Raw genomic sequence first — 26798 nt, 5'->3', positions numbered from 1 at the left:
GTCTTACCTCCTGCTTTCGAAAATCTCGATCATCTGGCGCTCCAGCTTGGCCACGTTGTCAATTTCGCGCTGCAGCACCTGCGGGGTGGATGCGTCGAGGACGTGGATGGTCCACTCGCGGTTAGCCACGTCAATATCCGTGACGGAGCCGCCCGGCTGCAGGTTGTACGCGCAGGTGGCCAGGTACAGCACCAGTTCGCTGGACACGCGCATGGGCACTTTCACGATGGCGTTCTTCGGCTGCGGCTGGGGGCGCAGCGCCAGCCAGGCCACGCGGGCAGAGGCTACCAACAGGTCCCAGGTCCACTCGAAGAGGAAGAGCACCAGCCGGAACCAGTTCACCTTCCGGTTGTGCACGGGCACTTCCGGCAGGGGCAGCGCAAGCACAACGGCAAAGCCCAGGCCCAAGCCTGCGAAGAGGTTGCCCCAGCTCAGCTCGCCCATGAGGAGGATCCACATGAAAGTCAGCCAGATGACAAAGCTCCAGCGGAAGCGGTTTTGAAAACCTGCCCACAGTCTGGCCATTACAGCTCACCTTCCTTCACCGGCACGGGCGCCTTTTCGGTGGATACGCCGGTGGACACGGGGGCCTGGTCCTCGCTGTTGGTTTTGCGGTTGTCCAGGGAGTCGTACCCGCCGCCGCCCTCGTGCGGCTTGCCAAATTCTTCCGGCCGGCGCGTCGGGTTCTCCGGGTCGCCGTTCAGCACGGCCTCGCGGTAAATCGCCTGGTCCTGGGCGGACTGGGCGGCGCGGTCCGTGATGTCGGAGATCGGGCCCGCGAGGAAGGTGATGGAGGTCGATGCGGCCACCAAAAGTGCCGTCGATAAGAGCATGCCTGCGGGGATGCGGCCGACGTCGTCGCGTTCGTCGATAGTCGTGGTTTCGTAGCGCTCCGCCAGGGTGGAGGGGCGCGCCATGGCCACGTCGCCCTCGGGGGCGTCTTTGCGGTCGCGCAGGAACGCCTTGGACCAGACCAGGATCATCGCGTAGAGCGTGAGCAGGGACGTGATCACGGCGCCGGCGATGAGGACCCAGGCCAGCCAGGAGCCGTCGTCGGCACCCGCCTGGATGAGCATGACCTTGCCCAGGAAGCCGGACAGCGGCGGGATGCCGCCCAGGTTGAGTGCCGGGATGAAGTAGAGGATGGCGATGAGCGGGGCGGCGTAGAGCCCCGAACCAAGGCGGCGCAGCTGCGCGGAACCGGCCTGGCGTTCGATCAGGCCCACCACCAGGAAGAGGGACGTCTGCACCAGAATGTGGTGTACTGCGTAGAAGATCGCGCCGGACAGGCCCATCTTGGAGCCCAGCGCAATGCCGAAGATCATGTAGCCGATGTGGCTGACCAGGGTGAAGGAGAGCAGGCGCTTGATGTCGTTCTGCGCCAAGGCGCCCATGATGCCCACGATCATGGTCATTAGCGCCACCCACATGCCCAGCGTGTCCAGGGACCCGTCCGTGAACACGGTGGTGCGCATGCGGATGATGGCGTACACGCCCACCTTGGTCAAAAGGCCCGCGAACACGGCGGTGACCAGCGAGGCGGCGGTGGGATAGGAGTCCGGCAGCCACGCGTCCAGCGGGAACACAGCGGCTTTGATGCCAAACGCGATCAGCAGCGTGGCAAAGATCGCGGCGCGGGTGCCGTCCGGGATCTCCTCCATGCGGATGCCCACCTGCGCCATGTTCACCGTGCCCACCGCGGCGTACACCATGGCCAGCGCGAAGAGGAAGACCATGGAAGACGCGATGGACACCATCACGTAGCCGATGCCGGCGCGCACACGTCCGGGTGAGGCGCCCAGCGTGAGCAGCACGTAGGAGGCAACCAGGAACACCTCGAAGCCCACGTACAGGTTGAACAGGTCGCCCGCCAGGAAGGACAGGTTCACGCCCATGGAGAGCAGCATGTACACCGGCAGGAACACGGCAACCGGGTCGTCCTCATCGCCGTCGCGCAAGCCCTGCGAGATGCCGTACCACATCACGGCAAAGAGGACGATCGAGGAGACGAACAACATAATCGTGGATAAGCGGTCGCTCACCAGCGTGATGCCTACCGGGGCGTCCCAGCCACCCATCTGGACTGTCTGGATGCCGTGGAGGTCCACGGTAATGATCATGGTGCCGGAGATCACCGACAGCGCCAGCAGCGTGGTCAGCGCAATAAAACGCTGCAGGTTGATGCTGCGGACAAACGTGATCAGTCCGGCCGCGGCCGCGGGCAGCAGCACCGGCATCACCGTCAGGTACGGCATCCAGGCCAGCGCGCTATCCGCAAATTGCACCAGGCTATCTTTCACCGTCGGCCTCCTTCACGGGTGTCTCGAAGGAACGCGGGCCGAACGCGTCGCCGGAGGAGCTCAGGCGGCCGGTCTCCGGGTTGGCGGAAAGATCGTGGTCCGGCGCGGCCGACGGCGTCGTGGGACGCGACGCAATCAGGCGATCCTCCTCGTCCCGCTCAATCACGTCGTCCGTGCGGTAGCGATACTGGCGGTACGCAAGCGAGAGCATGAACGCCGTCAACGCCATCGAAATCACAATCGCGGTGAGAATCATTGCCTGCGCCAGCGGGTCCGACGTCCCCTCCGCAGGCACGGAGTCACGCTCCAGAATCGGCGGCGAGCCGGCCTGCCCGCCCGCCTGCAGAATAAGCAGGTTCGCGCCGTTGCCAATCAGCAGCACGCCCATGATCATCCTGGTCAGCGCGCGGTCCAGCATCAGGTACACGCCGCACGCGATCAGCACACCGGAGCCGATCAGCAGAAACAGGTTCGCTTCCATCTCACTCGCTCCTTTCCGGGCTTTCGCTTATCGACGTTTCCTTGCCCCGCCCCACTACCGAAGAACCCGACGCGGACACCGCGAAGCGATCGGACTGGCGGGACAGGCGCGCCCGCGCCTGCTTGATGCGGCGCAGTGCGTTCTTCTCCTGCAGCTCCCGGGCGCGGTCGCGGGCGCGATCCTTGCGGGCCTCATCCTCGCGGTCCAGGTAAGCACCCATGGAGGGCAGTATGTGCATGATCAGGCCGACGACGATGATGTACACGCCCGCGTCAAACACCAGCGCGGACGGCACGTCGAACTCGCCGACCAGCGGCAGCTCCAGGGAAACGTAATCCGTCATCAGCGGCGGGTAGCCGAAGAACATGGGGAAAACGAAGGCCACGGTGGCAATAATCATGCCGGTGCCCAGGATCTTCGCCGGGTCGATCGGCAGCGCCTCCTCGATCTCGTGGCGGCCGCCAGCCAGGTAGCGCAGCGTGAACGCCAGTGCGGCGACAAGGCCGCCGGCGAAGCCGCCGCCCGGGGCGTTGTGGCCGGAGAAGAAGAAGTACATGGACAAAACGATCATGGACGGGAACAGGATGCGGGTGACCACGTCCACCATCAGGTTGCGGTTCTGCTCCGTCTCGCTGGGCACGCCGTGCGCCAGCCAGCGCGGGCGGGTGGTGGACAGCGTCGGGCGGCGCGAGGCGCGCCCGAACTCACCGGTGCCGAAGATCAGGCTGGCCACGCCGGTCGCTGCGATGACCAGCACCATGGTCTCGCCGAAGGTATCTGCGGCACGCAGGTCCACCAGCAGCACGTTCACCGTGTTGCGGCCGTGGCCGATCTCGTAGGCCAGCTCCGGCATGTATTTGGAGATCGGGTCCGTCACACGCGCGGACATCGCCGTCATGGCCACTACCGTCACGGACACGCCGGTGCCGATGGAGAGCCAGGCGCGCTTGCGGTTGTCCTCATTGCGCGGCTCCACTTCCGTGGGCATCTTGCGCAGCACCAGCATGAACACCACCATCACGATGGTTTCCACCAGCGCCTGCGTCAGCGCCAGGTCCGGCGCGCCGTGCAGGGCAAACAGCATGGCCATGCAGTAGCCGGTCACACCCACCATGACCACGCCGGAGAGGCGGTTGCGCTGCATAGTGGCAAAGACCGCCATGCCGGCCATGATGATCACCACTATGCCCTGCCACGCGTTGTCCCACAGGATCATGCGGATATTGCTGGTGTCGCCCAGGATCAGGTAGGCGATGGGCACCAGCATCAGGGTGGTGAAGATGACGGCCAGGTTGATGGTCAGGGAGCCGCGCTGCGTGGACGCAGTCAGCTTCAGCGAGAGGGTGCGCAGCGTGCTCAGGATGTTGTCCCAGATCACGTCCGCATCGCCCAGCGCCGGCTTCTCCATCTGCGCCCGCTTGACCAGGTCGCGCTGCCAGAACATCACGGAACCGGCCACGATGATCACCACCGTCAGCACCAGCGGCACCGTGATGCCGTGCCACAGCTCCAAGTCGTGGCGCTCCGCGCGAGGGAAACGCACATCAAGGTAGTCATTGAACGCGTCAGACAGCCACAGCGGGAACATGCCGAACATGATTGTGCAGGCGGTGAGCACGGCGGGGGAGAGCCACATCAGCGGGCCGATGTCGTGCATTTCCTGCACCGCCTCGGAGCGGCCGCGCTCATCCGTCTCCTGGTCGCGCTTGACAGCAAACGCGCCCCAGAGGAAGTACAGGGTGTACGCCATGGTGAGGATGGAGCCCACAACCAGCACCACCAGCGTGATCTTGCCCGGCATGCCGGTGAGCAGCTCCTCGTGCAGCACCGCGTCCAGCGCCGCTTCCTTGGCCACGAAGCCGAACAGCGGCGGGATGCCCGCCATCGAGGCCGCAGAAACAATTGCAAGCGTTGCGACGATCGGTTCTTTCCTGCCCAAGCCCGACAACTCGCGAATATCGCGGGTGCCCGTCGAGTGGTCAATCGCGCCGACCACCATGAACAGCGCCGCCTTGAACATGGAGTGGCCGAAGGTGATGGCCAGGCCCGCCATGGTGGCCTCACGCGAACCGATGCCAATCACCGCGGTGATGAAGCCGAGCTGGCTCACCGTGCCGTACGCCAGGATCAGCTTGAGGTCGCGCTGCTTCAGCGCCATCCAGCCGCCCAGCAGCATAGTGAAGCAGCCGGTGGTGATGACAACAAGGTGCCACGTGGTCACCGCCGCCATATCCGGCGCCAAGCGGGCGACGAGGTAGATGCCCGCCTTCACCATCGCCGCGGAGTGGAGATACGCGGAGACCGGCGTGGGCGCAGCCATCGCGCCGGGCAGCCAGAAGTGCCAGGGGGCTTGGGCGGACTTGGTCAGCGCGCCCAGCATGATCAGCACGATGGCAACGGAGATACCTGCGGTGCCCTCGATGTCCGCGAACTGGGAAACCTGGGAGAGCTTCCAGATTCCGGTCTGGGCGCCCAGCAGGTTGATGCCCACCAGCATGGCAAGGCCGCCGAACGTGGTGATCATCAACGCCTGGATTGCCGCGCGGCGGGAGCTGGCGCGCTCACCGTAGTAGCTGACCAAGAGGTAGGACAGCACCGAGGTCAGCTCCCAGAACACGTACATGAGCAGGAAGTTGTCCGAGATGACAAGCCCGTACATGACGGTGGCGAACATGGTCAGCTGGCTGGCGAAGGCCGCGAGGCGGATCGGGTTGGAGTCGAAGTAGCCCCAGCAGTAGAACAGCACCAGCGCGCCGACGCCCAGGATGATCAGGCTGAACAATCCGGCCAGCGCGTCCAGGCGGAACTCCAGGTTCAGGTATGTGGACGGCATCCATTGGAAAGACGCGAGAATCTCGCCGCCATCTCTAAACACCCCGCCGTTGAAAAGCGAGACCATCCAGATAAACCCGCCGAGCGGCACCAGCGCAAGGATGCCGAAGGCGGGTCTGCCGATGGTGCGCAGCAGCACCGGTGCGGCGATGGTGGCGGCAATCAGGGCAATAAGTAGCGTCAGCACGTTGCGGTGGCCCTCCTTGTCGCTTCAGTTGGTCAAAAAAGCCGGGCAACTGGAGAGACACCATATTTAACTTGAAAGGCCCCACTGCGCGGGCATTTCGCGGACGGCGCGTGGGCTACAAGATAAAAGGCGCGTCAGATGATGTGGCGCGGCCAACAGGGGACACTGTACACATTTCAACAGACCCCCGCCGGAGCTGGGGGTCTGTAAGGAAACGTCGATAAGCAGCAGTGCCTACATGTTGCCGTGGATGCGCTGCGCGCCCGCGGAGAGTGCCGCGGCGGCGGATGCCTCCGGGGTGTCGCCGAAGCCGATAACCCAGGCGGTGCGGAAGTGGCGCTCCGAGTGGCCGACCTTGATGTAGGTGGCGGTCTGGCCGAAGAGCTCAGTCTGGTGGAACTTGAGGATCTCGATGTAGCGGTTGTGCGTGTTCAGGACGCGGGTGATGGCGCGGACCGGGCCGTTTGCCTCGATGGTCTCCGCGGTGTGGGTGGCCGGGCGTGCCTTCGGCATGGCGTGGACATCGAAGCTGTACTCCGACATCATCCAATTCTTCTGCTGGGTGCCAAGGTGCGTGATCTTCAGCGTCGGCTCCGGCGCGTAGGTGGCCATGAACAGGCCCCAGTCCATGTCGCGGGCCTCCTCGCGCAGCTCGCGGGGGAGGGTGGCATCGATCTCGATGCGGGCGACAACCTCGTGCTCGGCCGGGGTGGCGGTCTCGATGGTCTCGATCGTCTCGTGGCCCTCGTGGCCCTCGTGGCCCTCGTGGCCAAAGTACGGGTGGGACGTTGGTGCCGCGTGCAGCTTCTGGTGCAGATCGGTGGTGTGCAGCTCGGAGGCCTGAGTGGTGGTGAACATGGAGTGGCTCCTTATGGATCGTTAGCTGTGGGCGTGGGTGAGACCCTGGTGCTGGGGTACTAACGACTACTTCCGCGCGCCGCGGGGTCTTACGCGGCGGGGTACGTAGCCCTGGGTACTCGGGCTACTCGGGCTACTCGGGCTACTCGGGCGAGGAGCAATGTGTTCTGCGTCACGATGCCTACCGTAATCCAGGTCACAGTAACGCGCAACATATTTCGTGTTCCAGGTCACAAATTGCTGGTTACGCGCAGGGAACGGATATGGAAACCCGGAATGGCCGCGGACCCATGGCCGGTTTGGGGTGTATTGGGTGTCCGCCGGCTTCGGGCGCTGGCGCCGCCTGCCGGCTTCGACGCTCGCTCAGGGGCATAACTGCAGGTCATGCTTAGGGGCATGTATTCCCGTCGATAATTGCAGGTCAAAATTTTATGCAGAAATACGTCTACATCTGTCAGAGAAGCGGCTGACCTCGGATTATCGACCTCAACCCATCGACTTAAACATATCGACCTGAAGACCTGCCCCTGAGCGTCCTGAGCGCTAGTGGGGTTCCGCCAACGAAGGGCATTAAAAAAGCCCCCGAAGGGGCTTCAATTGGCGCGGCGGCGCAGTTGCCGAGGCCTACTTGCCGAGGCCTCCCCGCCGAGGCCTACTTGCCGTAGCGCAGCAGGAACAGCGCCTGGGCCTTGGCCACGTGCTCGATCTCGGTCGGGTCCACGGACTCGTCCACGCCGTGGATGTTGCACTTCGGCTCCTCAACGCCGTAGAGCGCGAATTCCGCGTCCGGGAAGGTCTGCTGCAGGGTCACGCACAGCGGGATGGAGCCGCCGGAGCCGATCAGGGCGAACTCGTCGGTGCCGTAGGAGTCCTTGAGCGCCTGGATAACGGTGCCCACGCCCTCGCCGTCCACGTCGGTGCCGAACGGCTGGTTCACGCCGGAGATCTCCACCTCCACCTTCGCGCCGTACGGTGCGTGGGCGATCGCGTGCTCCTTGACCTTCTCTGCAACCTCGGCCGCGTCCTGGCCGGCCGGCACGCGGAGGTTCAACAGTGCCTCTGCGGTGGGGTTCACAATATTAGAGGCATCGGCGACCGGCACGGAGGTGAAGCCGATCATGGTCAGTGCCGGGCGGGCCCAGATCATGTCTGCCGGATCCTCGTCCTCAGTGCCCAGGATTTCCACGCCGTCCAGGATGCGTGCGTCCTGGCGGAACGCGTCGCGGCCGTACGGGTCGCCCTGCCACGTGCCGGTGCAATCCACGCCGTCGATACGCGTGCGCCCGTGCTCGTCGAAGAGGGAGTCGATGATGCGCACCAGCGCGTGCGCGGCGTCCGGGGCAGCGCCGCCGTAGCCGCCGGAGTGCACCGCGCCCTCGAGCGTGTTCACGGTAATGTGGACCTGGCCGCCACCTCGCAGGTGGGTGACCAGGGTGGGGTGGCCGACCTCCACGTTGCCGCCGTCGCCGATCACAATCATGTCCGCCTCGAAAAGCTCCGGGCGCTCCTTGATCATCTTGCTCAGGGAGTCCTTGCCGCCGAGCTCCTCGGCGCCCTCGAAGACCACCTTGAGGCCGAGGTCGGTGCCGCCGGCTTCCTCCACCAGGCGCAGGGACTCCAGGTGCATCGCAATGTTGCCCTTGCAGTCCGCGGCGCCGCGGCCGTACCAGCGCCCGTCCCGCTCCGTCAGTTCAGTCGGCGGGTTGGTCCACGCGTCCGGGTTGGTCACAATCACGGTGTCGTAGTGGGAGTACAGCAGCACGGTCGGCGCGCCGTTCTGCGCCTCCTTGGTGCCGACGATCAGGTCCGCATTATCAATGGTTTCAAAGCGCTCGACGTTCAGGCCCAGCTCCTCCAGCCGCTGCGCGCAGAAATCGGCGGCCGCCTGGTGGGATTCCTCCGCCGCCGGCGTGGAGTGCGGGGAGTAGAAGGAGACGAGCTCCTTCATGTCGGTCCAAATACGGTCACGGTTCGGGGTCAAATTTTCGGTACTCATGCCTCCACGCTAGCACCGGTTTCTGGGCGGGAGCTGGGAGCTTTTCGACGTTTGCAAGGAACCGTCGTCAAGCAAGGGCTCCTTGCACTCGGTGGGGCAGAGTGCTAAAAATGAGGCGTTGGCACTCGATTCGTGTGAGTGCTAAATAAACGCGAAACAGATAACGAAGGGCATTTACTCAATGGCAAAGATGATTGCGTTCGATGAGGAAGCACGCCGCAGCCTGGAAAACGGCCTGAACACCCTGGCGGATGCCGTGCGCGTCACGCTTGGCCCGAAGGGCCGCAACGTGGTGCTGGAGAAGAGCTGGGGCGCGCCGACGATCACGAACGACGGTGTGACCATCGCCAAGGAGATCGACCTCGAGGATCCGTACGAGAAGATCGGTGCGGAGCTGGTGAAGGAGGTTGCCAAGAAGACCGACGATGTTGCGGGTGACGGCACCACCACCGCTACCGTGCTCGCCCAGGCGCTCGTGCGCGAGGGCCTGCGCAACGTGGCTGCAGGCTCCAACCCGATGGGCATCAAGCGCGGCATCCAGGCTGCATCCGCCAAGGTGTCCGAGCACCTGCTGGAGACCGCCAAGGAGGTTGAGACCCAGGAGGAGATCGCTTCCACCGCCGGTATCTCCGCGGGCGACCCGGCAATCGGCGCCAAGATCGCCGAGGCGATGTACGCCGTGGGCAACGGTGCCGTGAACAAGGACTCCGTGATCACTGTGGAGGAGTCCAACACCTTCGGTGTTGAGCTCGAGGTCACCGAGGGCATGCGCTTTGACAAGGGCTTCATCTCCGCATACTTCGCCACCGACATGGAGCGCGGCGAGGCTGTGCTGGAGGATCCGTACATCCTCCTCGTCTCCTCCAAGATCTCCAACGTCAAGGAGCTCGTGCCGGTGCTGGAGCAGGTCATGCAGTCCGGCAAGCCGCTGCTGATCATCGCCGAGGACGTTGAAGGCGAGGCCCTGTCCACCCTGGTGGTGAACAAGATCCGCGGCACCTTCAAGTCCGTCGCCGTGAAGGCTCCGGGCTTCGGCGACCGCCGCAAGGCCATGCTGCAGGATCTGGCGATCCTGACCGGCGGCCAGGTCATCTCCGAAGAGGTTGGCCTGAACCTGGAGACCGCGGGCATCGAGCTGCTGGGCCAGGCACGCAAGGCGGTGATTACTAAGGACGAGACCACCATCGTCCAGGGCGCCGGCGACGCCGAGCAGATTGAGGGCCGCGTGCGCCAGATCCGCGCCGAGATTGAGAACACCGACTCTGACTACGACCGCGAGAAGCTGAACGAGCGCTTGGCCAAGCTGGCCGGCGGCGTTGCAGTGATCAAGGTCGGCGCTGCGACCGAGGTTGAGCTCAAGGAGCAGAAGCTGCGCATCGAGGACGCTGTGCGCAACGCGAAGGCTGCTGTGGAGGAGGGCATTGTCGCCGGCGGTGGCGTTGCGCTCCTGCAGGCCGCTTCCGTGCTCGAGGGCGACCTTGGCCTGGAAGGCGACGAGGCCACCGGCGTGAAGATCGTCCGCGAGGCGCTCTCCGCACCGCTGAAGCAGATCGCGCTGAACGCTGGCCTGGAGCCGGGCGTTGTGGCCGACAAGGTTTCCCACCTCCCGGAGGGCGAGGGCCTGAACGCCGCCACCGGCGAGTACGTGAACATGCTGGCAAACGGCATTGCGGACCCGGCTAAGGTGACCCGCTCCGCGCTGCAGAACGCAGCGTCCATCGCTGGTCTCTTCCTGACCACCGAGGCCGTTGTGGCTGACAAGCCGGAGCCGGCCGGTGCAGGCGCTGGCATGGACCCGGAGGCCATGGGCATGATGTAAGCCCCCTAGAGGCTTCCTGAGGCCCTGCTGGGCCGCTAGGCGCGCTCTTCCCGCGTGGGAGGGCGCGCTTTTGCTTTACGACGGCAGGTTGGGGCGCTTGTCCCTGGCGAAGCCCGGTCCGGCGGAGCGGGGCCCCGTGACGGAGGGGCCTGCGCTGGCCGCCGCGGCCACCCCCGATAGAGGGGGCGTCTTAAGGGGTGCAATGCGTTCGGTGGGGCTAGGTATCGATGCTTAGCGCGAGCGCGTTAACCCTTTCCGGGAAGAACTTTTGCCGATTTCGCAGTGTCAACGAAAATCCGCAGGTAATTGGGTGATGCTGATTTGACAATGGGGGCGCGCTGCAAGGTGGTCCAAAAGTGAACAGAAACTTAACGGGGATATAACTTTTCTATAGCCCTTGCGTGTCTTCTTGGGTGTGGCATACTACTTCCCGTGATACCCCTTGGAGGGTGTCAGGTATTTGTCAGTATCAAGCCAGGTTCTCTGGCACCGACACTAAAGGGGACAAAATGGACCTCAAGACCATCATCGATCTGCTCAAGGACTTCACCACCTTCGCAAAGAGCCTGTCCGCAGTTTTCCAGGACACCCCGAAGGCGATCCAGAACCTCACCAAGATCGACCTCGCGGAGACCCGCAAGGCTTTCAAGATCAACAAGTAATCGGTTAATACCCCACCCCTCTTAAGCAGAAGGATATTCAGATGAACAACTTCAAGACCGCTATCGACAACTGGGTCGCCCTCTCCAACGACTCCGCTACCGTTACCGGCGCACTGGTGAAGACCCTGGCTGACCTCGGCAAGATCGCTGAGAACCTCTCCAAGCTGCTCGGCCTGCTCAAGTAAGAGCGCCAAGCTTCTAAGCTTTCACCCCGCCCGCGCGATTGCGCAGGCGGGGTTTCGCTGTTGTTGGGGGATTGTGGTTGGGGAAGTGAACGTCGTCAAGCAACATGCCCCAGAGCGAGCGGGCAGGGCCTAAGTTCGCAGCGTAGAATGCAGATTATGGCTGACCACAAAGATGACGAACTGCCGATGATCGACCTCGCTGCGACCGAGGGTTGGGTCGTGGATGATTCTGACGAGGATGATCCGGTGCTGCTGATGCCGGACGGCTCCCCGATTGAGACGTGGCGCGAGCAGTACCCGTACGAGGAGCGGATGAGCCGCGACGAATACGAGGACAAGAAGCGCGCGCTGCAGATCGAACTGCTGAAGTGGCAGAACTGGACCAAGGACACTGGTCAGCGACACATTATTCTCTTTGAAGGTCGAGACGCTGCCGGCAAGGGCGGCACCATTAAGCGTTTTAACGAGCACCTGAACCCGCGTGGTGCGCGCACGGTGGCGCTGGAGAAGCCCTCCCCGCGCGAATCCACCAGCTGGTACTTCCAGCGCTACATTGAGCACTTCCCGGCTGCAGGCGAGATCGTCTTCTTCGACCGCTCCTGGTACAACCGCTCCGGCGTGGAGCGCGTAATGGGCTTCTGCACCGAATCCCAGCACGCTGAGTTCCTGCGCGAGGTGCCGATGCTGGAGAACATGATCCTCGGCTCCGGCATTTCCCTGACCAAGTTCTGGTTCTCCGTGACGCAGCGTGAGCAGCGCACTCGCTTCGCCATCCGCCAGGTGGACCCGGTGCGCCAGTGGAAGCTCTCCCCGATGGATCTGGCCAGCCTGGACAAGTGGGACGACTACACCCGTGCCAAGGAGGAGACGTTCCGCTACACGGATACGGATGAGTCCCCGTGGATCACCATCAAGTCCAACGACAAGAAGCGCGCCCGCCTCAACGCGATGCGCTACATCCTGTCCAAGTTCGAGTACACGAACAAGGACCACGACGTGGTGGGCGAGCCGGATCCACTGATTGTGAAGCGCGGCCGCGACCAGATCGGCGACTAGGGGCCGGCTGGCGGGCAAGACCCGCTTGCCTTGGGGTTAGGCAAAGAAAAAGAGGTGTGAGCCTGTGGGCTCGCACCTCTTTGGTGTTTAGTGGCCGCGTCGCGCTGGGCGCTGCGGTCAGGCCGGTCGCACCGGCGGTCGCGCCGGCGCGCTTGAGCGTTAGCGCTGGAGCATCTTCTGGATGGTCGGTAGTGCGAACGCGCCGATGCCCAGGACGGCCAGGACACCAACGACGACGGTGATGATGCCGAGCGGGGTCAGGCCCTCGTCGTCCTTAAAGGAAGAGAAGCCGTTCACGAACTTCAGCGCGGACTCGGCCTGTGCAAGCTGCTTCTCCTTCTCGGCGAGCTTTGCTTTGCTGTCAGCCAGCTGCTGCTTCGCGGTGTCGACCTTCTTCTTCTGGTCGTCGTACTTCTTCTGAGCTGCGTCGATCTTGGCCTTGTCGTTGGTCTTCTTCGCGTCCTCGAGCTCCTTGGACAAGTCAGCGAGCTTCTTATCTTCGGCCGCCAAGCGCTCCTCGACGTTGCCGAGCTCCCTGATTTTCTCCGCGCGAATCTGCTTCGCCTTTTCGAGTGCCTCAGCCGGTTTGAGGCCAGCCAGCTGGCGCTTAGCCTCTGCGACCGCGTCATCCGCGCCGACCTTGGTAATCGTGCTGACGGTAGTGGCCGGAGCCGCGTCAGTCTTGGTCACCGTTGCGGTGACATTCACGGAAGGGGCCACAGCTGCGATGGTGGCGGAATCGGCGTGTGCGGCCGGAACAACGATGGTGGTTGCGGCGAGGGAGGCGGCAACGATGCCGGCGCGCAGGGAGTTCTTCATTGGGGTCTCCAGTGTCCAGAGGGAAGGGCAGCGGGGCAGGGAAGCAAGGAGCTGCTCCCCTGGGATAGTACTGTGCCCCTGCTGGTAGCGCGCGGAAAAGGAACACCAAAAATCGGGGTACAGGCAACGCTAAGCGGCGCGAGACCTAGAACACCAGCTGGTTCAAGAACCGCTGGGCGCGCTCAGACTTGGGTGCGGCGAAGAACTCCTCAGGCGGGCCAACCTCGATGATCTGGCCGGCATCCATGAACACAATGCGGTCCGCAACGGCCTTTGCAAAGGACATCTCGTGGGTGACCACCAGCATGGTCATTCCCTCGCGGGCCAAATCCACAACCACCTCAAGTACCTCGCGGACGATTTCGGGGTCGAGGGAGGCTGTGATTTCGTCGAGAAGCAATGCCTTCGGCTGCATCATCAGCGCGCGCACGATGGCAACGCGCTGCTTCTGGCCGCCAGAAAGCTCGCGCGGGCGGGCGTCCGCCTTGTCGGCCAGGCCGACGCGATCCAGCAGCGCCAAGGCGCGCTCGCGTGCCTCTTTCTCGTTGGCGCCCTGCACCACCTTGGGGGCGAGCAGCAGATTCTTCATCACCGTGAGGTGGGGGAAGAGGTCGTAGGACTGGAAGACCATGCCCACGTCGGTGCGCACGTCCTTCAGCTTCGTCCCGGCGGCGGTCACGTCCACGCCGTCTACGAAGATGCGGCCGCTATCCACCGGCTCCAACCCGTTCACGGTGCGAAGGAGCGTGGACTTGCCGCAGCCGGACGGGCCGATGATGGCAACCACCTCGCCGGCCGCCACATCGAGGCTCACGCCGCGGAGGGCTTGGTGTCCGTTGGGGTAGGTCTTGTGAACGTCGTTAAGCGAAATAAGCTCCATTTAGCGCCACCTTTTCTCGAGTTTGCGTGCGGCGAGGGAGATGGGGAAACACACCGCGAAGTAGAGCAGGAACACCACGCCGTAGATCCACAGCGCGGCGGAGGGGTAGTCGAAGCGGTTGGCGTCGATGATTTGTTGCGCAACTTTCAGCACTTCGACAACGCCGATGAGCGCGACCAGCGAAGTGGTCATGATCATGCGGTTGGTCAGGTTAATGGTCAGCGGCAGCAGCCCGCGCACGGCTTGGGGCAGCACCACGTGGCGGTACAGGTCGCGGCCCTCAATGCCCAGCGCCGCCGCGGAAAGATACTGGTGCTGCGGCACGGCCTGGATGGAGCCGCGCACCAGGTCGCCCATCTCCGCGGTGCCCCACAGCGTGAATACGATCACGGCCGCGAGCTTGGCGTCCAGGTTGATGCCGAAGCCGCGCGTGAGGTCGAAGTACACCAGGAACAGCAGCACCAGCTGGGGCATGATGCGCACAAACTGCAGGTAGATCTGGGTGATTACCTGCACGGCGCGGTTCTTGGACGTCATCACCACGCCCAGCAGGGTGCCCAGCACCACAGAGAGCCCCATGGACGCGAGCGCGATCTGCACTGAGACCCACAGGCCGCCCAGCAGGCGGGCGAAGTTGTTGCCTTGGGCGAGGACCTCAAGATCAGAAAACATTCGCGCGCACCTTCCTCTCCACGGCACCCGCGATCAGGGAGATCGGCAGCAGAATCAGCAGGTAGAACGTAACCAGGAGGAACAGGGCCTCCCGCGTCTCGTACGTCTGGCCGATCTGCTCCTTCGCCGTGTACACCAGATCCGGCAGCGCCACGATGCTGACCACCGAGGTCTCCTTGATCAGGAACACAATGTTCGCCGTCAGCGCGGGTAGCGCAATCGCCGCCGCTTGCGGGGAGATCACGTGGCGCAGGGCCTGCGTCCGGCTGAGGCCCAAGCTTAACGACGACTGCAGCTGACTCTCCGGAACCCCTTCCAACCCAGCACGGATCGCCTCAGCCATATAGCTGCCGCCGAGGAACCCGAGGCCAACCACGGCGCACGTCTCCGAGGAGAGCACAATGCCCAGCTTGGGCAGGCCGAAGTAGAGGAAGAACAGCTGGACCAAAAGCGGGGTGTTGCGGGACAGTTCCACGTACGCGGTGACCAGCTGGCTGAGCACCGGCACGCGGAAATACTTCACACTTGCACATACGATGCCGACCAAAAATGCCAGGAGAATGCCTTTGGCGGCAACCCTCACGGTGAGGACTGCCGCCTGCGCATAAACCGGGATGTTGTCGGCTACTACCGAGAAATCCACTGGGGTGTTGGCCTCCGAGCCTAGAACGGGTGGGTTAGAGCTTGCCGCCCTCGACGACCAAGTCGTCGGCGGAGACCGCGTCGCCGTAGACCGGCTTCAGCGTCTTGTCGTAGGCCTGGTGGAAGAAGTTCTCCTTGCCCAGGTCCTCCAGCTCGTTGTTCATCCAGTCGCGCAGGTCGGTGTTGCCCTTGGCCACGGCGCCGGCGATGGTGTCGGTCTCACCCAGCGTGGGGATGGTGGCGGTGAAGCCGTCGGTCTTCGCGGCCCATGCAAGGGCCTCGGTGTTGTCGGTCACCCAGGCATCGCCGCGGCCGTCGATAAGCGCGTTGGTGGCCTCGGTGTACTGCTCAAACTTGGTCAGCTTGATCTCCGGGTGGTTCTTCTCCAGGAAGGTCTCCGCCGTGGTGCCCTTGACCACGATCACGTTCTTGCCCTCAAGCTCTTCCACGCTGTTCAGCGGAGCCTTGTCCGGGGTGACGGCGCCCAGGGAGACCTTCATGTACGGGTTGGCAAAGTCCACCTTCTCCTGGCGCTCCGGGGTGAGGGTGAAGTTGGCCAGGATGATGTCCACCTTGTTGGTGTCCAGGAACTCCACGCGGGAGGCCGCCTCCACCGGCACGTACTCCACGTTCACGCCTAGGTCCTCGCCGAGGCGGTTGCCGTACTCGATGTCGTAGCCCGCGTACTTGCCGTTCGCGTCCACGTAGCCGAACGGAGCCTTGTCGGAGAACACGCCGATCTTCACGGTGCCGTCGTTCTGAATGTCTTCCACGCTGCGGTAGCCGGCGGAGGCGGCGGTGTCGCCGCCCGCGGTGGTGGCGGAGGTGCCGGCGGTTTCGGTGCCGCCGCACGCGGTCAGGGTTGCTGCGGCAACCAGTGCGGCAAGGCCGGCAGCGAGGCGGTTACGGGTTACAGACATATCGGTCTACTTTCCAGTGCAGGTCGCGGAGCTTTTGCAAGCTTTACGACGCTCAGTGAACTATCTTGTCCGCTAAAACTACACCAGTCGGTCTACTTTGCAAATTGCCGGGGCGCCGGTTGGTGAGTGTATGTACAATGTGTGTACAAATGAGATGGGGAGGTTACCGATGACTATCAAGGATCAGCGGCTCAATCTGCGGGCCACGTCAGCGCAGAACGAGCTGCTTCGGCGCGCGGCTGAGGCGACTGAGCAATCGGTGTCGGAGTTCGTGCTGAGCAGCGCAGTGCACGAGGCAGAGATCGTGCTGGCGGACAAGCGCAGGTTTGTGCTTGATCAAGCGGATTTTGACGTGTTCCGTCACGCTCTGGACCAACCGATTCGCGTAGGAAAGCTTGCAGCCCTGTTCGCGGAGCCGGACGTGTTCGGCCAGGAGTTCTCCTTTGACCGCTGACAACGTCCTGCAGCCACCGAGGCGGCTGGAGAAGTCAGACAACCGTAAAGACTTTTCCTCTGGCGAACCGTCCTTGGACATCTGGTTCCACCGCTACGCCATGCAGAACCAGCGTGCGCGGAACTGCGTGGTGTACGTGAGCACGTGGAACGACCGAGTGATGGGGTACTACGCCGTGTGTACCGGCAGCGTGGAAAAGGAGCTCGCACCGGAAGACTTTGCCTCGGGGCGCCCGCGCGCGATTCCGGTGGTGATCCTCGCCCGGCTGGCCGTGGACCAGAGGGCGCAGGGGAAGGGGATCGGCCGGGCGCTGCTCCGGGACGCGTTGACCCGCTGCCTCGCCGGATCGGAGGCGATCGGGGCCGCGGCAGTAGTGGTGCACGCGTTGAACGAGGAAGCGAAGCAGTTCTACCTCAGCGCCGCGGACTTCATTGAGTTGCCGGGGGAGCCGCTGCACCTTATGTTGCCAATCGCCCAGATCGCGCGGGCTCTGCAGGAGTAGGCGGGGTGCGGGATTAGCTGCTCTGCGGGAGCAAGCCGCGCCCGCTACGCCGCCTCGACGGGGTTGCCCTGCCACACGGTGGAGGCCGGCACTACGTCGCCGCGCATGACCAGCGAGCCGGGGGCGATGGTGGCGGCACGCCCAAGCGAGGAACCCGGCAGCGCCACCGAGTTCGCGCCCAACGTGGCGCCATCGCCAATCTCCACCGGCGCGAGCGACATGACGCGGTCCTGGAACAGGTGCGTCTGCACCACGGTGCCGGGGCCCACGGCGGCGCCGGTGCCCACGCGGCACAGATCCGTCTCCGGGAACCAGTAGGACTCCACCCACGCGCCGCGCCCCACCTTCACGCCAAGCAGGCGCAGCGCCAGGTTCATCTCGCCGGAGCCGCCGGCCCAGTTGAAGAACCACGGCGCGGCCAGCGTCTCCACAAACTGGTCCTGCAGCTCGTTGAGCCAGACGAACCAGGAGTAGAGCGGGTGCTCGCCCGCCTTGTGGCGGCCCACGCAGACCCACTTGGCCAGGGCCGTCACCGCAAGCGCAACCGCGCCGAGCGCCATCCACAGCAGGCCGCCGAACGCGAGGACCCACAGGCCGAAGCTATCGAACAGCGCGATGGTGCCGAACACAAACCCGGCCGCGAGCACACCCTGCGCCGCCGGCGCCAGCAGGCGCAGCGTCTCAATCAGTCCGCGCCGGGCGCGCAGGCCCCTGGACGGCTCGAACGTCGCGGCCTCGCCGCCATCCGCGGCAACCTCCACGCGGCGCATGCGTTCCGGCGGGGAACCCCACCAGTTGGACCCGGCCTTGGACTTCTTCGGCGCCGCGGACTGCACCGCCACCAGCGACCCCTTGGCCACCTTGCGGCCCGGCGCCACAACGCCAGAGTTGCCCACGAAGGCGCGTTTGCCGATCACGGTTTCGTCGGCACGCATCCAGCCCCCGCTGAGTTCGTAGGGGGTGATCAGGGTGTCGTCGGCAAGAAATGCCCCCTCGCGCACCTCGGTGAGCGTGGGTGCCATGACCGCGGTGGAGACCTCCGCGCCGCGGCCGATGCGCGCGCCGAGCGCACGCAGCCACACCGGCGTGAGCAGGCTGGCGTAGACGGGGAAGTGGCGCGAGCGGGCGTCGTCCATCAGGCGCGTCACCGTCCACAGCCCCAGGCCCGGCGCGCTGCGTACGGGGTGGGTTCCGGGCTTCACGCTTATCGACGCCACCCTTACACCAACAAGCACAAGCACCATGCCAACTGCTTGGTAGACCACGCCGCCGAGAGCGCCGGCGAGCAGCGGGCGGCCCGTCGCGATGGTGAAGCGGAAGGCTGCCCACGCTGCTACACCGAGGCTGACCAGCGGCAACGCACCGATGATGAGAGCGGTTACTGTGTACGCGGCGGCCCATGCGCGGCCCGCCGGCGGGGCTTCGGTGGGGAAGGTCTGCTTGGTCTTGCCCACCTTGCGCGCCGGCGAGCCAGCCCAGCGCGCGTGCTTCTTCACCGGCTTGCGCCCGGTGACGGTGGAGTTCGGCTCCACCTCTGCGCCCTCGCGGATCTCCGCGCCGGGCAAGAGGGTGGAGCGGGCGCCGATGCGCACGTCCTTGCCGATGGTAATGGTGCCGACCCGCAGGATGTCCCCGTCCAGCCAGTAGCCGGAGAGGTCCGCGCCGGGCTCGATGGACGTGCCCGCGCCGATGGTGACCAGGCCGCTGACCGGCGGCAACGTCTGCATGTCCACGTCTTTGCCCACGCGGTTGCCCAGGATGCGGGCGGTGGTTTTGAACAGTGGCGTGGCTGAGAGGTTCAGCGCGCCGGAGGCCTGCAGCCAGCGCTCCGCGGCCCAGAGGCGCAGGTGCGTGGCGCCGCCGCGCGGGTACTCGCCGGGGGCGAGGCGGCCACGGAAGCCGTCGCGAATCAGGCGTGCGCCGTACGCGCCGATGGGCACGCGGCCCAGCGGGGTGCAGAAGATCAACCACAGGATCAACACCGGGACGATGTAGGATCCGGGCATGGCAATAGCCATGGCCAGCAGAATCCAGATGATCGGGCTAGCGGCGCGCAGCGTCATCACGGCCGCGAGTGTCAGCGTCTGGGCCACGCGGGTGCTCGCGGTGACAGGTTTGACGTGGCGGTCGATGGTTGGGGTGTTGGGTTTGACGGAAGCGTCGATACGCGAAGCGAGCGCCCCGAGGCGGGGATGGTCGTAGAGGTCGCGGACGGCGAACGTCGGCACGCGCTCGCGCAGGCGGGCGACCAGCGCGGCGGCGGCGAGGGAGGTGCCGCCGAGGTCGAAGAAGTCCGCGTCCACGCTGGTGACGTCCATGCCCAGGACCTCGACCCACTGTTCCGCGACCCAGCGCTCCGTGTCGGTCAGGCCCGCGACCTCGACGGATGCAGGCAGCGGCCACGGCAGCGCGGCCTTATCCACCTTGCCGGAGGTGCGCACGGGCAGCTCGTCCAGGATGGCGATGCGCGGCACGAGCGCGGCCGGCATGACCTCGGTGAGCTGGGCGCGCATGGTGGCCGGGTCGAGCTCGGCGCCGGGGTCGGGGGAGACGTAGCCGACCAGGACTTTGTCGCCGCCCGGGAGTTTCTGCACGGCTACGGCGCTGTTGTACACGCCGGGCAGCGCTGCGACGTTCGCCTCAACTTCGCCGAGCTCGATGCGGCGGCCGCCGATTTTCACCTGGTCGTCCGCGCGGCCGATGAAGGCGAGGCCGTCGTCAGTGATGCGCACGTGGTCGCCGGTGCGGTACGCGCGCTGCCAGTCGCCCAGCGGCGCGTACTTCTCCGCGTCCTTCGCCGGGTCCAAGTAGCGCGCGAGGCCCACGCCGCCGATCACCAGCTCGCCGTCCGGCTGAACGCGCAGGTCCCAGCCGTCCAGCGCCCAACCGATGGTCACCGGTTTGCCCGGCTCCAGCTTCGCAGCGCTGGCTACGACGGTCGCTTCCGTCGGCCCGTACGTATTCCACATCTCGCGCTCCGCGCTGAGGCGATCCGCCAGCTCCTGCGGGCAGGCCTCGCCGCCCACGATGAGTAGGCGAACGCCGTCCAGCGCTTCCGCGGGCCACAGGCCGGCGAGGGTGGGGACGGTAGACACGACAGTGACGTCGCGGCGGATCAGCCACGGGCCGAGGTCCTGGCCACTGCGGACCAGGCTGCGCGGGGCGGGGACCAGGCAGGCACCGTGGCGCCAGGCCAGCCACATCTCTTCGCAGCTGGCGTCGAAGGCGACGGACAGGCCCGCGAGCACACGGTCCTCCGGGCCCAGCGGCTCATCCTGGCAGAACAGGCGCGCCTCCGCGTCGACGAATGCGGCTGCGGAGCGGTGCGTCACCGCCACGCCCTTCGGCGTGCCCGTGGAGCCGGAGGTGAAGATGATCCAGCAATCGTCCTCCGGGGTGAGCTCGCGCGGTTGCGCGTGCTGGCGCTTGAGTACCTTCAGGCCGCGGTCGGTGAACATTGCGTCAATGTCCGCCTCGCCGAAGACCAGGTCCGCGCGCTCCTGCGGGTCATCCGCGTCCACCGGCACATAGGCGGCGCCGGCGAACAGCGTGGCCAGGATGGCGATGTACAGGTGGCGGGTACCCGACGTCATGCGGATGCCCACGCGCTGGCCGGGGCCAATGCCGTTGGCATTGAGCGTGGCGGCGAGGTGCTGCGCTTCCTCCACCAGCTCGGCGTAGGTGAGGATGCCGGAGTGGTGGTCGCGGTCGGTGTTGTTGGCGTGGTGGCTGGTCTCTTCCGCGGCCTCGTGGTCGGCGTCGTCGTCGCTGCCGTCGTCGATCGCGGGCGCGTCCGGGTACTGCTCCGCGGTGGCCAGGACGATATCCACCAGCGTGCGTGCCGACGGCGCGAGGTGGCCACGCAGCAAGTGCTCCGCGTGGGCGGACTCGGCATGGGCGTGGGCGTGCTCGGCGTCGGCGTGGGCGTGCTCGGCGTGGGCGTGCGGTTCCGCCGGCGCGGTGGGCTGCGGCTGCTCGGCCGTGCCCTCGTTCGTGCTGGTGCGGGCGTCTGAAGACACCTGCTCAGCGTGAAGTTCCGGTTTTGACATGCGCCTCACGCTAGTTGAGCTCGCCTAATACCTCAATTCGTTGGTGTTGGCCCATGAATTTTCAGTGGGCGGAGGCGCTGCCTGGAGTGAGTTTGCGGGGACTTGTTCCAGATCCGGCAGACACCGAAATATAGGACCCGAAGGGCAGATATCGAAATATAGGACCCGAAGGGCAGACACCGAAAAACGCCGCCGAGGGGGCGAACTTCGATACCTACCATTCGGTACCTAGGTTTCGGTGTCTGGGTTCGGGCTGGTCTGCGGCCAGTTTGCGGGCCGCCAGCGAGGAAACCGACCGATTTTCTTACCCGGCCCGATCTGAGGATTAGCGAGGCAGGAACTGCTGCAGGTTCGGCATCAGGGCTGCGCCGATAGCGAGGATCGCCGCCAGTACGCCGATAACAATGCCCGCGATACCCACCGGTGTCAGGGAGCCGTCCGGGTTGCTGGACTGCGGGAGGCTCGGGGTCTTCTTGTTCGCCTGTGCAGCCTTCTGTGCTTTGAGGTTGTCGAGGTTGGTCTGAGCCGTGGTTACAGCAGCCTCCGCCCGGGCGAGCACGAGCTCCGCTGCGGGCAGGGTGGCCTCCGCGTCCTTGGCGCTAGTCTTGTTTCCCTTGATCTGGTTCTCGACTTTTTTCAGTGCCAAGTCAGCCTCGTTGTATTTCTTCTCCACATCGTCGAACTCAACCGAGACCAGCAAGTCGGTCCCCTGGGCTGTCTGCAGGGCCCAGTTTGCGTTCTCGACGGCCTTCTCCTTGCCAGGCACGGCTTCCTTTGCTTTCGCGAGCTTTTCTTCAGCCGCAGCGATGTCAGCCGCCGTTGGCTGCTTTTCCTTCGGGGTGTCCTTATCGTTGACTTTCGCATTCAGCTGGTTGAGTTCCGCCTGAGCAGTGGTAACCGCATCGTTGGCGCTCTTAAGCGCCTTCGCTGCATCGTTAGCCTTGGTCTGCGCGGCGGTGACGGCGGCCTTTGCATCATCACGCTTCTTCTTTGCGGCTTTGTAGGCGGCCTCATGGGGTGCAAATGCAGCCTTAGCGTCGTCAAGTGCCTTCTGCTGCGCGGCGGTCGGCTTGCCGTCGTTAGCAATTGCTGCCTTGAGGGCCTCCACATTCAGCTTGGCTGTGTCGTAAATGGTCTTGACCTGCTCCAGCTGTGCCTCCGCGTCCGCGATCTGCTCGTCCAGCGTCTTCGGGGTGGACTGCTTGGCAGCGCCGGTATTGCCAGCTGGCTGCTCGGCGGCAAGTGCTGCCGGGGCGATAGCCGCCGGAACGGTTACAGAGGTAGTTGCAAGAGCGACGGCCAGGGCACCGGCGCGGAGGGTCTTCTTCATTGCGTCCTCGAGAAGTAGTTGGGGATACAGCTGCACGTTGAACGTACCTACTCCCAGTCAATCGGGAGAGATCTCTGAAAAATTACGCAGCGGGGCCGGGTCCAGGGGGCCGAGCGGGTTGACGGCTGCCCCGCGGGAGCAGGAGTTTGTGGATTCGCGCTCCCAGGCCACTAAAAGACCTGGTGGATTCATTTCTCCAAAAAGTTTGGCGCGGGCAGGGGCTCAGGCCGGCGCGGGCAGTGGCGTGACGGAGAGGGGGCACCGACCGGCGCTGCAACGGGCGTGACGGGGACGCGACGGCACCAAACCAGGGCCCCAGCCCCTACGCCTCCTCGGAGAGGATGGCCTTGGACAGCTTCTTCAGCGACTTCAGCTGCTTGGTGGTGGACATGTCGAGGGCGCGGTCTTCGGCAGTGGCGACGTCGTCAAGTAGCAGCGCATGCGCCTTCACGCCCTTCTTGGTGGGGGTGACAATCTGGCGGCGGCGGTCCTGCGGGTCGCGCTCGCGTTTGACCCACTCGTGGGCCTCGAGGGAATCGATCAACCGGACCATGTCGGAGGCGTCGATAACCAGCATCTCGGACAGCTGCCGTTGGGAAAGTCCCTGCTCCATCACGCAGCTTAAGATCCAGAATTCGCGCATGGTGGACCCGTGTTCCGCCAGAGTTCGCTCTACCTCATCTTTTGTGTGCCGGCGCACGCGTTCGATCTGAAACGACGGTGACCGGGTGAGGGTTGCGGGCAGCTCAGCGGGTTGGGACATAAATCCAGCGTAGGCGGAAATCGCGGGCAACGTAAACGATTTGGCGCGCCAACTGTTCTGGGCCCGCCGCTACCCGCGCGCGGTCTCCAACCCGGCATCCACCCACGCTTGGGTGCCGCCGGCCACGTTGATCACGTTGTCCCACCCCAGCGCATGCTCCAGGTACTCGGCGGCCTGCGAGGATCGCCCGCCCGATTTGCAGATCAGATAAATATCCCGGTCCGGGTCAATCTCGCGTGCGCGGATCACAAACTCGCTCAGCGGAATATTCACGGCATCCGCGGCGCGGATGTGGGCGAACTCGTCGGTTTCGCGGACGTCGATAAGCTGAGCCCCCTGGGGCACGTCTGTCACTGCAACTTCTTTCATGTCCGCAAAGTGTATTGTTTTCGCATGGCTGGCGATACGTACGTGCCGCGGCGGCCCCCTGAGCTGCCCCGATCTGAGCGCCGCCCCGCGCCGCGCCGCAACCCGCGCCCGCCGCGCTGGGTGTTTCACGTGCGTCGTATCGCCGCGCTGCTCATCCTCCTGCTGCTCATCTTCGGCCTCGTGCGCGCGTGCGGGGCTTTGCGTGACGACGTTTCCCCGGACCCAACCCCCACCGAAACCACCTCTTCGGCTGCGCCGGCGACAACCCCGACACCGACTACCACCGAGGCCGCACCCGCCGAACCGCCCGAGATCATCGACCAGTCCCGCCCGGTGGAGATGCGCATCCCCGCCGTGAACCTCACCGCGAAGTTCGAGGACGGCGATTGCCGGGTGGTCGACGGAAAGATTGATCCGGAGCCGCTGGGGAAGGCGTGTGCTTATACGAGCGTCGATAAGCCGTACCAGCTCCCGGGCACGCATACCTCCGACGTAGTTGTGCTGGCCGGGCACGCGGCGGCGGGTGTGCCGGCGGTGTTTGACAAGCTGTACAACCCGTCCGCGGAGGAGCACACGCTGAAAGTGGGGGACGTGATGTACCTGCGCACGGAGCGCAGCGGGGACTGGTGGCTGAAATACGTGGTCACGGACTTGCACGCGCCGGAGAAGAAGGAGCTTGCGGCCGCCGACGAGATTTGGGGCACGCAGCCCACGCCCGGCCGCCTGCTCACCATTTCCTGCGTGCAGCCGGCGAATCCTTTCCAGGATTCGGTGCGCAACGCGGTGATTGGGTGGCGCTTCGAGGGCGTGTCGCTTAACGACGCTTCCTAGACCAAACCTCCACGTCAGCGAGATGTAGGCCCCCCAATGTGGGGGCATTTTTCGTCGTGTGAAGGATGTGCTCGGCGGGACTTGTGTGACGAATGTGAATTGTGTGACTAGAGTGATGGAAAGTCTAAAGCCTGTATTGAGACTTTAGAGTGAGTCAACTTTTCCGAAGCCTTTCCTGAATGACCCTGGAGAACCTCATGAAGCGTTACGGCACGTCCATCACCGCCCTGGCTCTTGCTGGGGCCATTACCCTGTCGATCGCGCCGAACGCTACGGCGCAGTCCTCCGTTGGCGGCGAGCTCGCCGGCAGCAGCATCAACGCGGCGATCGAAGAGGTCGCGGCACCGGTTGCAAACCCGGTTATTGACTACCTGTCCAGCACCGCCACCACCCAGGCCGGCGCCACCACCGTCCTGGCCGCCATGCCGGAGTGGAAGGCTGGCGCAGAGGCTGGCATCTACCGCGGCAAGACCTGGTTCTACCTGGCAGACGGCCTGAACGTGACCATCGACGAGGCGCTGGCGAAGACCGAGGGCTCCAAGGCCACCGGCAACGCGGACACCGAGATGAGCATCATCGAGCTGGCCGTGATGACCAACCGCACCGTCCCGGCCAACAAGATCGAGGCGCTGAAGGAGGCTCACGCGAAAGCTTCCGTTGGCACCGTTGCTCTGGCTGACTGGCAGCCGGGCGTGCTGGCCATCAAGATCGGCGACATCGAGTGGTACTACCACGCAGACCGCTTCAACGTTGTCTCCGACAAGACCCGCGTCACCGGCGCTCTGCCGGCCACCGGCGTGAAGACCATCCTGGAGATCGCCCGCGAGGCCAAGGTGCGCCTGCCGGAGAACCTGGTGCAGCAGACCCTGCAGGTTGGCATCGGCGCAGCTGGCGCGACCGGCGCTGCCGGCGCCCAGGCTGCGTCCGAGAAGCAGGTCGAGTCCCTCACCGCCAAGAGCTCCAACCCGGCCTTCAACTACAACCTGGCCTCCCTCCCGGCATGGAAGGTCGGCGACCTCGCAGGCCAGCTGGACGGCGAGAGCTGGTTCTACGCCGCGGACTGGCGCTACGTGGTCAACAGCCCGGAGCTGGTTGGCAAGGCATTCGCCGAGGGCCAGTCCGGCTGGATGCGCATCGAGGACTTCGCGCAGCGCATGAACCTGTCCCTCCCGGCTGAGATCCGCCAGAACTTCCAGTTCCAGTTCAACACCGCGGACCTCGCGTTCGCGGGCATGATGGCCCTGCCGGCCATGCTGATCATCGGCGGCGTGAACTGGTACCTGAACCAAGACGGCCGCACCTACGTCATGGACATCACCCGCACCTCCTCCGTGCCCACCGCATGGGAGCGCGAGGCATCCGCCAACATGCTCTCCAGCAACCGCGCAGAGGTGGAGGCTCAGATTGAGACCAAGGGCCGCGGCGAGACCTTCGAGACCGGCTCCAACGCTTTCGGCAAGGGCCTGATCGCACTGCTGGTCGCATCCATCCTGGGTGCCGCGGTCTTCGCATTCGGACGCCGCCAGCTGGTCTAAACCTTCCGGATCTTAACGGTCCCCATCCCGGGTCCTGGGGAGCTTGGGGTGGGGACCTTTCGTCGTTAAGCAGAAACCCTAGATTCGCGCGAGTGCGAGGACTGGCTGAGTAGCTGGCGCAGGATGCGGGCACTGAGTTTTGAGGCCTACAGGGGTGTAGGCCTCAGCGAAGGTGGGCGCTGAGGCCTACCGGAAACCCGCAGGTCGCGTGTTACTGGTGTGACTCGGTTTTCTTGAGGCCTACACCCCTGTAGGCCTCAGCGGGTACCGGGGGTTGAGGCCTACAGTCTTGGGGGTCTGGGTGGTGGGGATTGACAACCTGAAGACAGGGACCGGAGGGTGTCCTGGGCCAACCGTCATGGTTGTTCTGGGGGGAACGAAAAGGCACCACCCGTTCGGGGGTGAAGGTGGGTTCGTGAAATCTGTGACGGCGCGATGTGACGAGGTTGCTGGCACGGTCTCAATGCCTTGGCTTTGCCTCACTCTGCACAGTAAAGAGCCATCTCTTGCCGCGCATGTGATGGAAATAACATCGGGAGGGCGATGTCTTTTCTATCATTAGTTTTGTCGCATGTGGAATATAAAGAGAGTCCAAAGTTGCAGGTTGACACTTTCGAAGCTACTCACCCAAAAACTTTTGGGAAACTAGCTTTTGA

Annotated in this window: 23 protein-coding genes; 8 read left to right on the top strand and 15 right to left on the bottom strand. The window is 64.6% G+C overall.

What is annotated here, in order from left to right; genetic code table 11:
- Nucleotides 1-3: 3 nt before the first annotated feature.
- The 6 genes from JZY91_RS09650 to JZY91_RS09625 all read right to left on the bottom strand — a co-directional run bounded on the left by JZY91_RS09650 (nt 4) and on the right by JZY91_RS09625 (nt 8654).
- Nucleotides 4-525: a Na+/H+ antiporter subunit E gene (locus JZY91_RS09650; RefSeq protein ID WP_234947661.1), complete on the bottom strand. Its 522-nt coding sequence runs from the start codon at nt 523-525 to the stop codon at nt 4-6.
- Complete coding sequence (locus JZY91_RS09645; RefSeq protein WP_234949120.1) at nt 525-2255, bottom strand: Na+/H+ antiporter subunit D; 1731 nt, start codon at nt 2253-2255, stop codon at nt 525-527. Before JZY91_RS09645 ends, JZY91_RS09650 begins: the two co-directional genes overlap by 1 nt.
- A gap of 34 nt (nt 2256-2289) precedes the next feature.
- Entirely contained in the window at nt 2290-2781 is a 492-nt protein-coding gene (locus JZY91_RS09640; RefSeq protein WP_234947660.1) for a Na(+)/H(+) antiporter subunit C, read from the bottom strand.
- Nucleotide 2782: 1 nt separating this feature from the next.
- Nucleotides 2783-5800, bottom strand: a complete 3018-nt coding sequence (locus JZY91_RS09635; RefSeq protein ID WP_234947659.1) for a Na+/H+ antiporter subunit A — start codon at nt 5798-5800, stop codon at nt 2783-2785.
- 234 nt (nt 5801-6034) lie between these two features.
- Entirely contained in the window at nt 6035-6658 is a 624-nt protein-coding gene (locus JZY91_RS09630; protein WP_234947658.1) for an acetyl-CoA acetyltransferase, read from the bottom strand.
- 652 nt (nt 6659-7310) lie between these two features.
- Nucleotides 7311-8654, bottom strand: coding sequence for a M20/M25/M40 family metallo-hydrolase (locus tag JZY91_RS09625; protein ID WP_234947657.1), 1344 nt, complete (start codon nt 8652-8654; stop codon nt 7311-7313).
- 181 nt (nt 8655-8835) lie between these two features.
- Here JZY91_RS09625 and groL point away from each other — a divergent pair, with 181 nt between their 5' ends.
- From groL to ppk2, 4 genes are all read left to right on the top strand, one after another.
- A complete protein-coding gene (gene groL / locus JZY91_RS09620; protein ID WP_234947656.1) occupies nt 8836-10473 on the top strand; it encodes a chaperonin GroEL in 1638 nt (545 codons plus the stop codon).
- A gap of 509 nt (nt 10474-10982) precedes the next feature.
- Nucleotides 10983-11135, top strand: a complete 153-nt coding sequence (locus JZY91_RS09615) for a hypothetical protein (protein ID WP_234947655.1) — start codon at nt 10983-10985, stop codon at nt 11133-11135.
- A 41-nt stretch (nt 11136-11176) separates the two neighbouring features.
- Nucleotides 11177-11320 carry a hypothetical protein gene (locus JZY91_RS09610; protein WP_234947654.1) on the top strand — a complete coding sequence of 48 codons (144 nt, stop codon included), beginning with the start codon at nt 11177-11179 and terminating at the stop codon, nt 11318-11320.
- Between the two features lie 156 nt (nt 11321-11476).
- Nucleotides 11477-12376: a polyphosphate kinase 2 gene (gene ppk2, locus JZY91_RS09605; RefSeq protein ID WP_234947653.1), complete on the top strand. Its 900-nt coding sequence runs from the start codon at nt 11477-11479 to the stop codon at nt 12374-12376.
- A gap of 159 nt (nt 12377-12535) precedes the next feature.
- Here the strand turns inward: ppk2 and JZY91_RS09600 are convergent, their stop codons facing one another.
- From JZY91_RS09600 to JZY91_RS09580, 5 genes are all read right to left on the bottom strand, one after another.
- Nucleotides 12536-13195 (bottom strand): hypothetical protein, encoded by a 660-nt coding sequence (locus JZY91_RS09600; RefSeq protein ID WP_234947652.1) that lies wholly within the window; start codon nt 13193-13195, stop codon nt 12536-12538.
- Between the two features lie 145 nt (nt 13196-13340).
- Entirely contained in the window at nt 13341-14075 is a 735-nt protein-coding gene (locus tag JZY91_RS09595; RefSeq protein WP_234947651.1) for an amino acid ABC transporter ATP-binding protein, read from the bottom strand.
- Entirely contained in the window at nt 14076-14747 is a 672-nt protein-coding gene (locus JZY91_RS09590) for an amino acid ABC transporter permease (RefSeq protein WP_234947650.1), read from the bottom strand.
- A complete protein-coding gene (locus tag JZY91_RS09585) occupies nt 14737-15390 on the bottom strand; it encodes an amino acid ABC transporter permease (RefSeq protein ID WP_255695742.1) in 654 nt (217 codons plus the stop codon). Before JZY91_RS09585 ends, JZY91_RS09590 begins: the two co-directional genes overlap by 11 nt.
- Before the next feature lie 34 nt (nt 15391-15424).
- The gene (locus tag JZY91_RS09580) at nt 15425-16309 is read right to left on the bottom strand and encodes a transporter substrate-binding domain-containing protein (protein WP_234947649.1); all 885 of its coding nucleotides are present in this window, start codon (nt 16307-16309) and stop codon (nt 15425-15427) included.
- A gap of 169 nt (nt 16310-16478) precedes the next feature.
- On the opposite strand from JZY91_RS09580, the gene JZY91_RS09575 reads away from it, so the two are divergent.
- The gene (locus JZY91_RS09575) at nt 16479-16763 is read left to right on the top strand and encodes a DUF1778 domain-containing protein (protein WP_234947648.1); all 285 of its coding nucleotides are present in this window, start codon (nt 16479-16481) and stop codon (nt 16761-16763) included.
- Entirely contained in the window at nt 16753-17265 is a 513-nt protein-coding gene (locus tag JZY91_RS09570) for a GNAT family N-acetyltransferase (RefSeq protein WP_234947647.1), read from the top strand. Before JZY91_RS09575 ends, JZY91_RS09570 begins: the two co-directional genes overlap by 11 nt.
- 44 nt (nt 17266-17309) lie before the next feature.
- Here JZY91_RS09570 and JZY91_RS09565 read toward each other — a convergent pair whose 3' ends face one another.
- The 4 genes from JZY91_RS09565 to JZY91_RS09550 all read right to left on the bottom strand — a co-directional run bounded on the left by JZY91_RS09565 (nt 17310) and on the right by JZY91_RS09550 (nt 23776).
- Complete coding sequence (locus tag JZY91_RS09565) at nt 17310-21314, bottom strand: Pls/PosA family non-ribosomal peptide synthetase (RefSeq protein WP_234947646.1); 4005 nt, start codon at nt 21312-21314, stop codon at nt 17310-17312.
- A gap of 325 nt (nt 21315-21639) precedes the next feature.
- Nucleotides 21640-22680 (bottom strand): hypothetical protein, encoded by a 1041-nt coding sequence (locus JZY91_RS09560; protein ID WP_234947645.1) that lies wholly within the window; start codon nt 22678-22680, stop codon nt 21640-21642.
- A 286-nt stretch (nt 22681-22966) separates the two neighbouring features.
- Complete coding sequence (locus JZY91_RS09555) at nt 22967-23407, bottom strand: MarR family winged helix-turn-helix transcriptional regulator (RefSeq protein WP_234947644.1); 441 nt, start codon at nt 23405-23407, stop codon at nt 22967-22969.
- 69 nt (nt 23408-23476) lie between these two features.
- Entirely contained in the window at nt 23477-23776 is a 300-nt protein-coding gene (locus JZY91_RS09550) for a rhodanese-like domain-containing protein (protein ID WP_234947643.1), read from the bottom strand.
- A 24-nt stretch (nt 23777-23800) separates the two neighbouring features.
- On the opposite strand from JZY91_RS09550, the gene JZY91_RS09545 reads away from it, so the two are divergent.
- Together JZY91_RS09545 and JZY91_RS09540 are read left to right on the top strand one after the other, a co-directional pair.
- Entirely contained in the window at nt 23801-24607 is an 807-nt protein-coding gene (locus JZY91_RS09545; RefSeq protein ID WP_234947642.1) for a hypothetical protein, read from the top strand.
- 179 nt (nt 24608-24786) lie between these two features.
- Nucleotides 24787-26142 carry a hypothetical protein gene (locus tag JZY91_RS09540; RefSeq protein ID WP_234947641.1) on the top strand — a complete coding sequence of 452 codons (1356 nt, stop codon included), beginning with the start codon at nt 24787-24789 and terminating at the stop codon, nt 26140-26142.
- Nucleotides 26143-26798 lie beyond the last annotated feature (656 nt).

Source organism: Corynebacterium sp. CNCTC7651 (assembly GCF_021496665.1).
Classification (GTDB): domain Bacteria; phylum Actinomycetota; class Actinomycetes; order Mycobacteriales; family Mycobacteriaceae; genus Corynebacterium.
This window is presented reverse-complemented; position numbering and strand designations above follow the sequence as displayed.

Excerpts from the sequence above, each read along its gene's own strand:
- JZY91_RS09600 (WP_234947652.1), bottom strand. The coding sequence starts at position 13,195 with ATGAAGAACTCCCTGCGCGCCGGCATCGTTGCCGCCTCCCTCGCCGCA.
- JZY91_RS09580 (WP_234947649.1), bottom strand. The coding sequence starts at position 16,309 with ATGTCTGTAACCCGTAACCGCCTCGCTGCCGGCCTTGCCGCACTGGTT.
- JZY91_RS09625 (WP_234947657.1), bottom strand. The coding sequence starts at position 8,654 with ATGAGTACCGAAAATTTGACCCCGAACCGTGACCGTATTTGGACCGAC.
- JZY91_RS09555 (WP_234947644.1), bottom strand. The coding sequence starts at position 23,407 with ATGTCCCAACCCGCTGAGCTGCCCGCAACCCTCACCCGGTCACCGTCG.
- JZY91_RS09640 (WP_234947660.1), bottom strand. The coding sequence starts at position 2,781 with ATGGAAGCGAACCTGTTTCTGCTGATCGGCTCCGGTGTGCTGATCGCG.
- JZY91_RS09565 (WP_234947646.1), bottom strand. The coding sequence starts at position 21,314 with ATGTCAAAACCGGAACTTCACGCTGAGCAGGTGTCTTCAGACGCCCGC.
- JZY91_RS09545 (WP_234947642.1), top strand. The coding sequence starts at position 23,801 with ATGGCTGGCGATACGTACGTGCCGCGGCGGCCCCCTGAGCTGCCCCGA.
- JZY91_RS09615 (WP_234947655.1), top strand. The coding sequence starts at position 10,983 with ATGGACCTCAAGACCATCATCGATCTGCTCAAGGACTTCACCACCTTC.
- JZY91_RS09650 (WP_234947661.1), bottom strand. The coding sequence starts at position 525 with ATGGCCAGACTGTGGGCAGGTTTTCAAAACCGCTTCCGCTGGAGCTTT.
- JZY91_RS09610 (WP_234947654.1), top strand. The coding sequence starts at position 11,177 with ATGAACAACTTCAAGACCGCTATCGACAACTGGGTCGCCCTCTCCAAC.
- JZY91_RS09590 (WP_234947650.1), bottom strand. The coding sequence starts at position 14,747 with ATGTTTTCTGATCTTGAGGTCCTCGCCCAAGGCAACAACTTCGCCCGC.
- ppk2 (WP_234947653.1), top strand. The coding sequence starts at position 11,477 with ATGGCTGACCACAAAGATGACGAACTGCCGATGATCGACCTCGCTGCG.
- JZY91_RS09595 (WP_234947651.1), bottom strand. The coding sequence starts at position 14,075 with ATGGAGCTTATTTCGCTTAACGACGTTCACAAGACCTACCCCAACGGA.
- JZY91_RS09645 (WP_234949120.1), bottom strand. The coding sequence starts at position 2,255 with ATGCCGTACCTGACGGTGATGCCGGTGCTGCTGCCCGCGGCCGCGGCC.
- JZY91_RS09630 (WP_234947658.1), bottom strand. The coding sequence starts at position 6,658 with ATGTTCACCACCACTCAGGCCTCCGAGCTGCACACCACCGATCTGCAC.
- groL (WP_234947656.1), top strand. The coding sequence starts at position 8,836 with ATGGCAAAGATGATTGCGTTCGATGAGGAAGCACGCCGCAGCCTGGAA.
- JZY91_RS09575 (WP_234947648.1), top strand. The coding sequence starts at position 16,479 with ATGACTATCAAGGATCAGCGGCTCAATCTGCGGGCCACGTCAGCGCAG.
- JZY91_RS09540 (WP_234947641.1), top strand. The coding sequence starts at position 24,787 with ATGACCCTGGAGAACCTCATGAAGCGTTACGGCACGTCCATCACCGCC.
- JZY91_RS09550 (WP_234947643.1), bottom strand. The coding sequence starts at position 23,776 with ATGAAAGAAGTTGCAGTGACAGACGTGCCCCAGGGGGCTCAGCTTATC.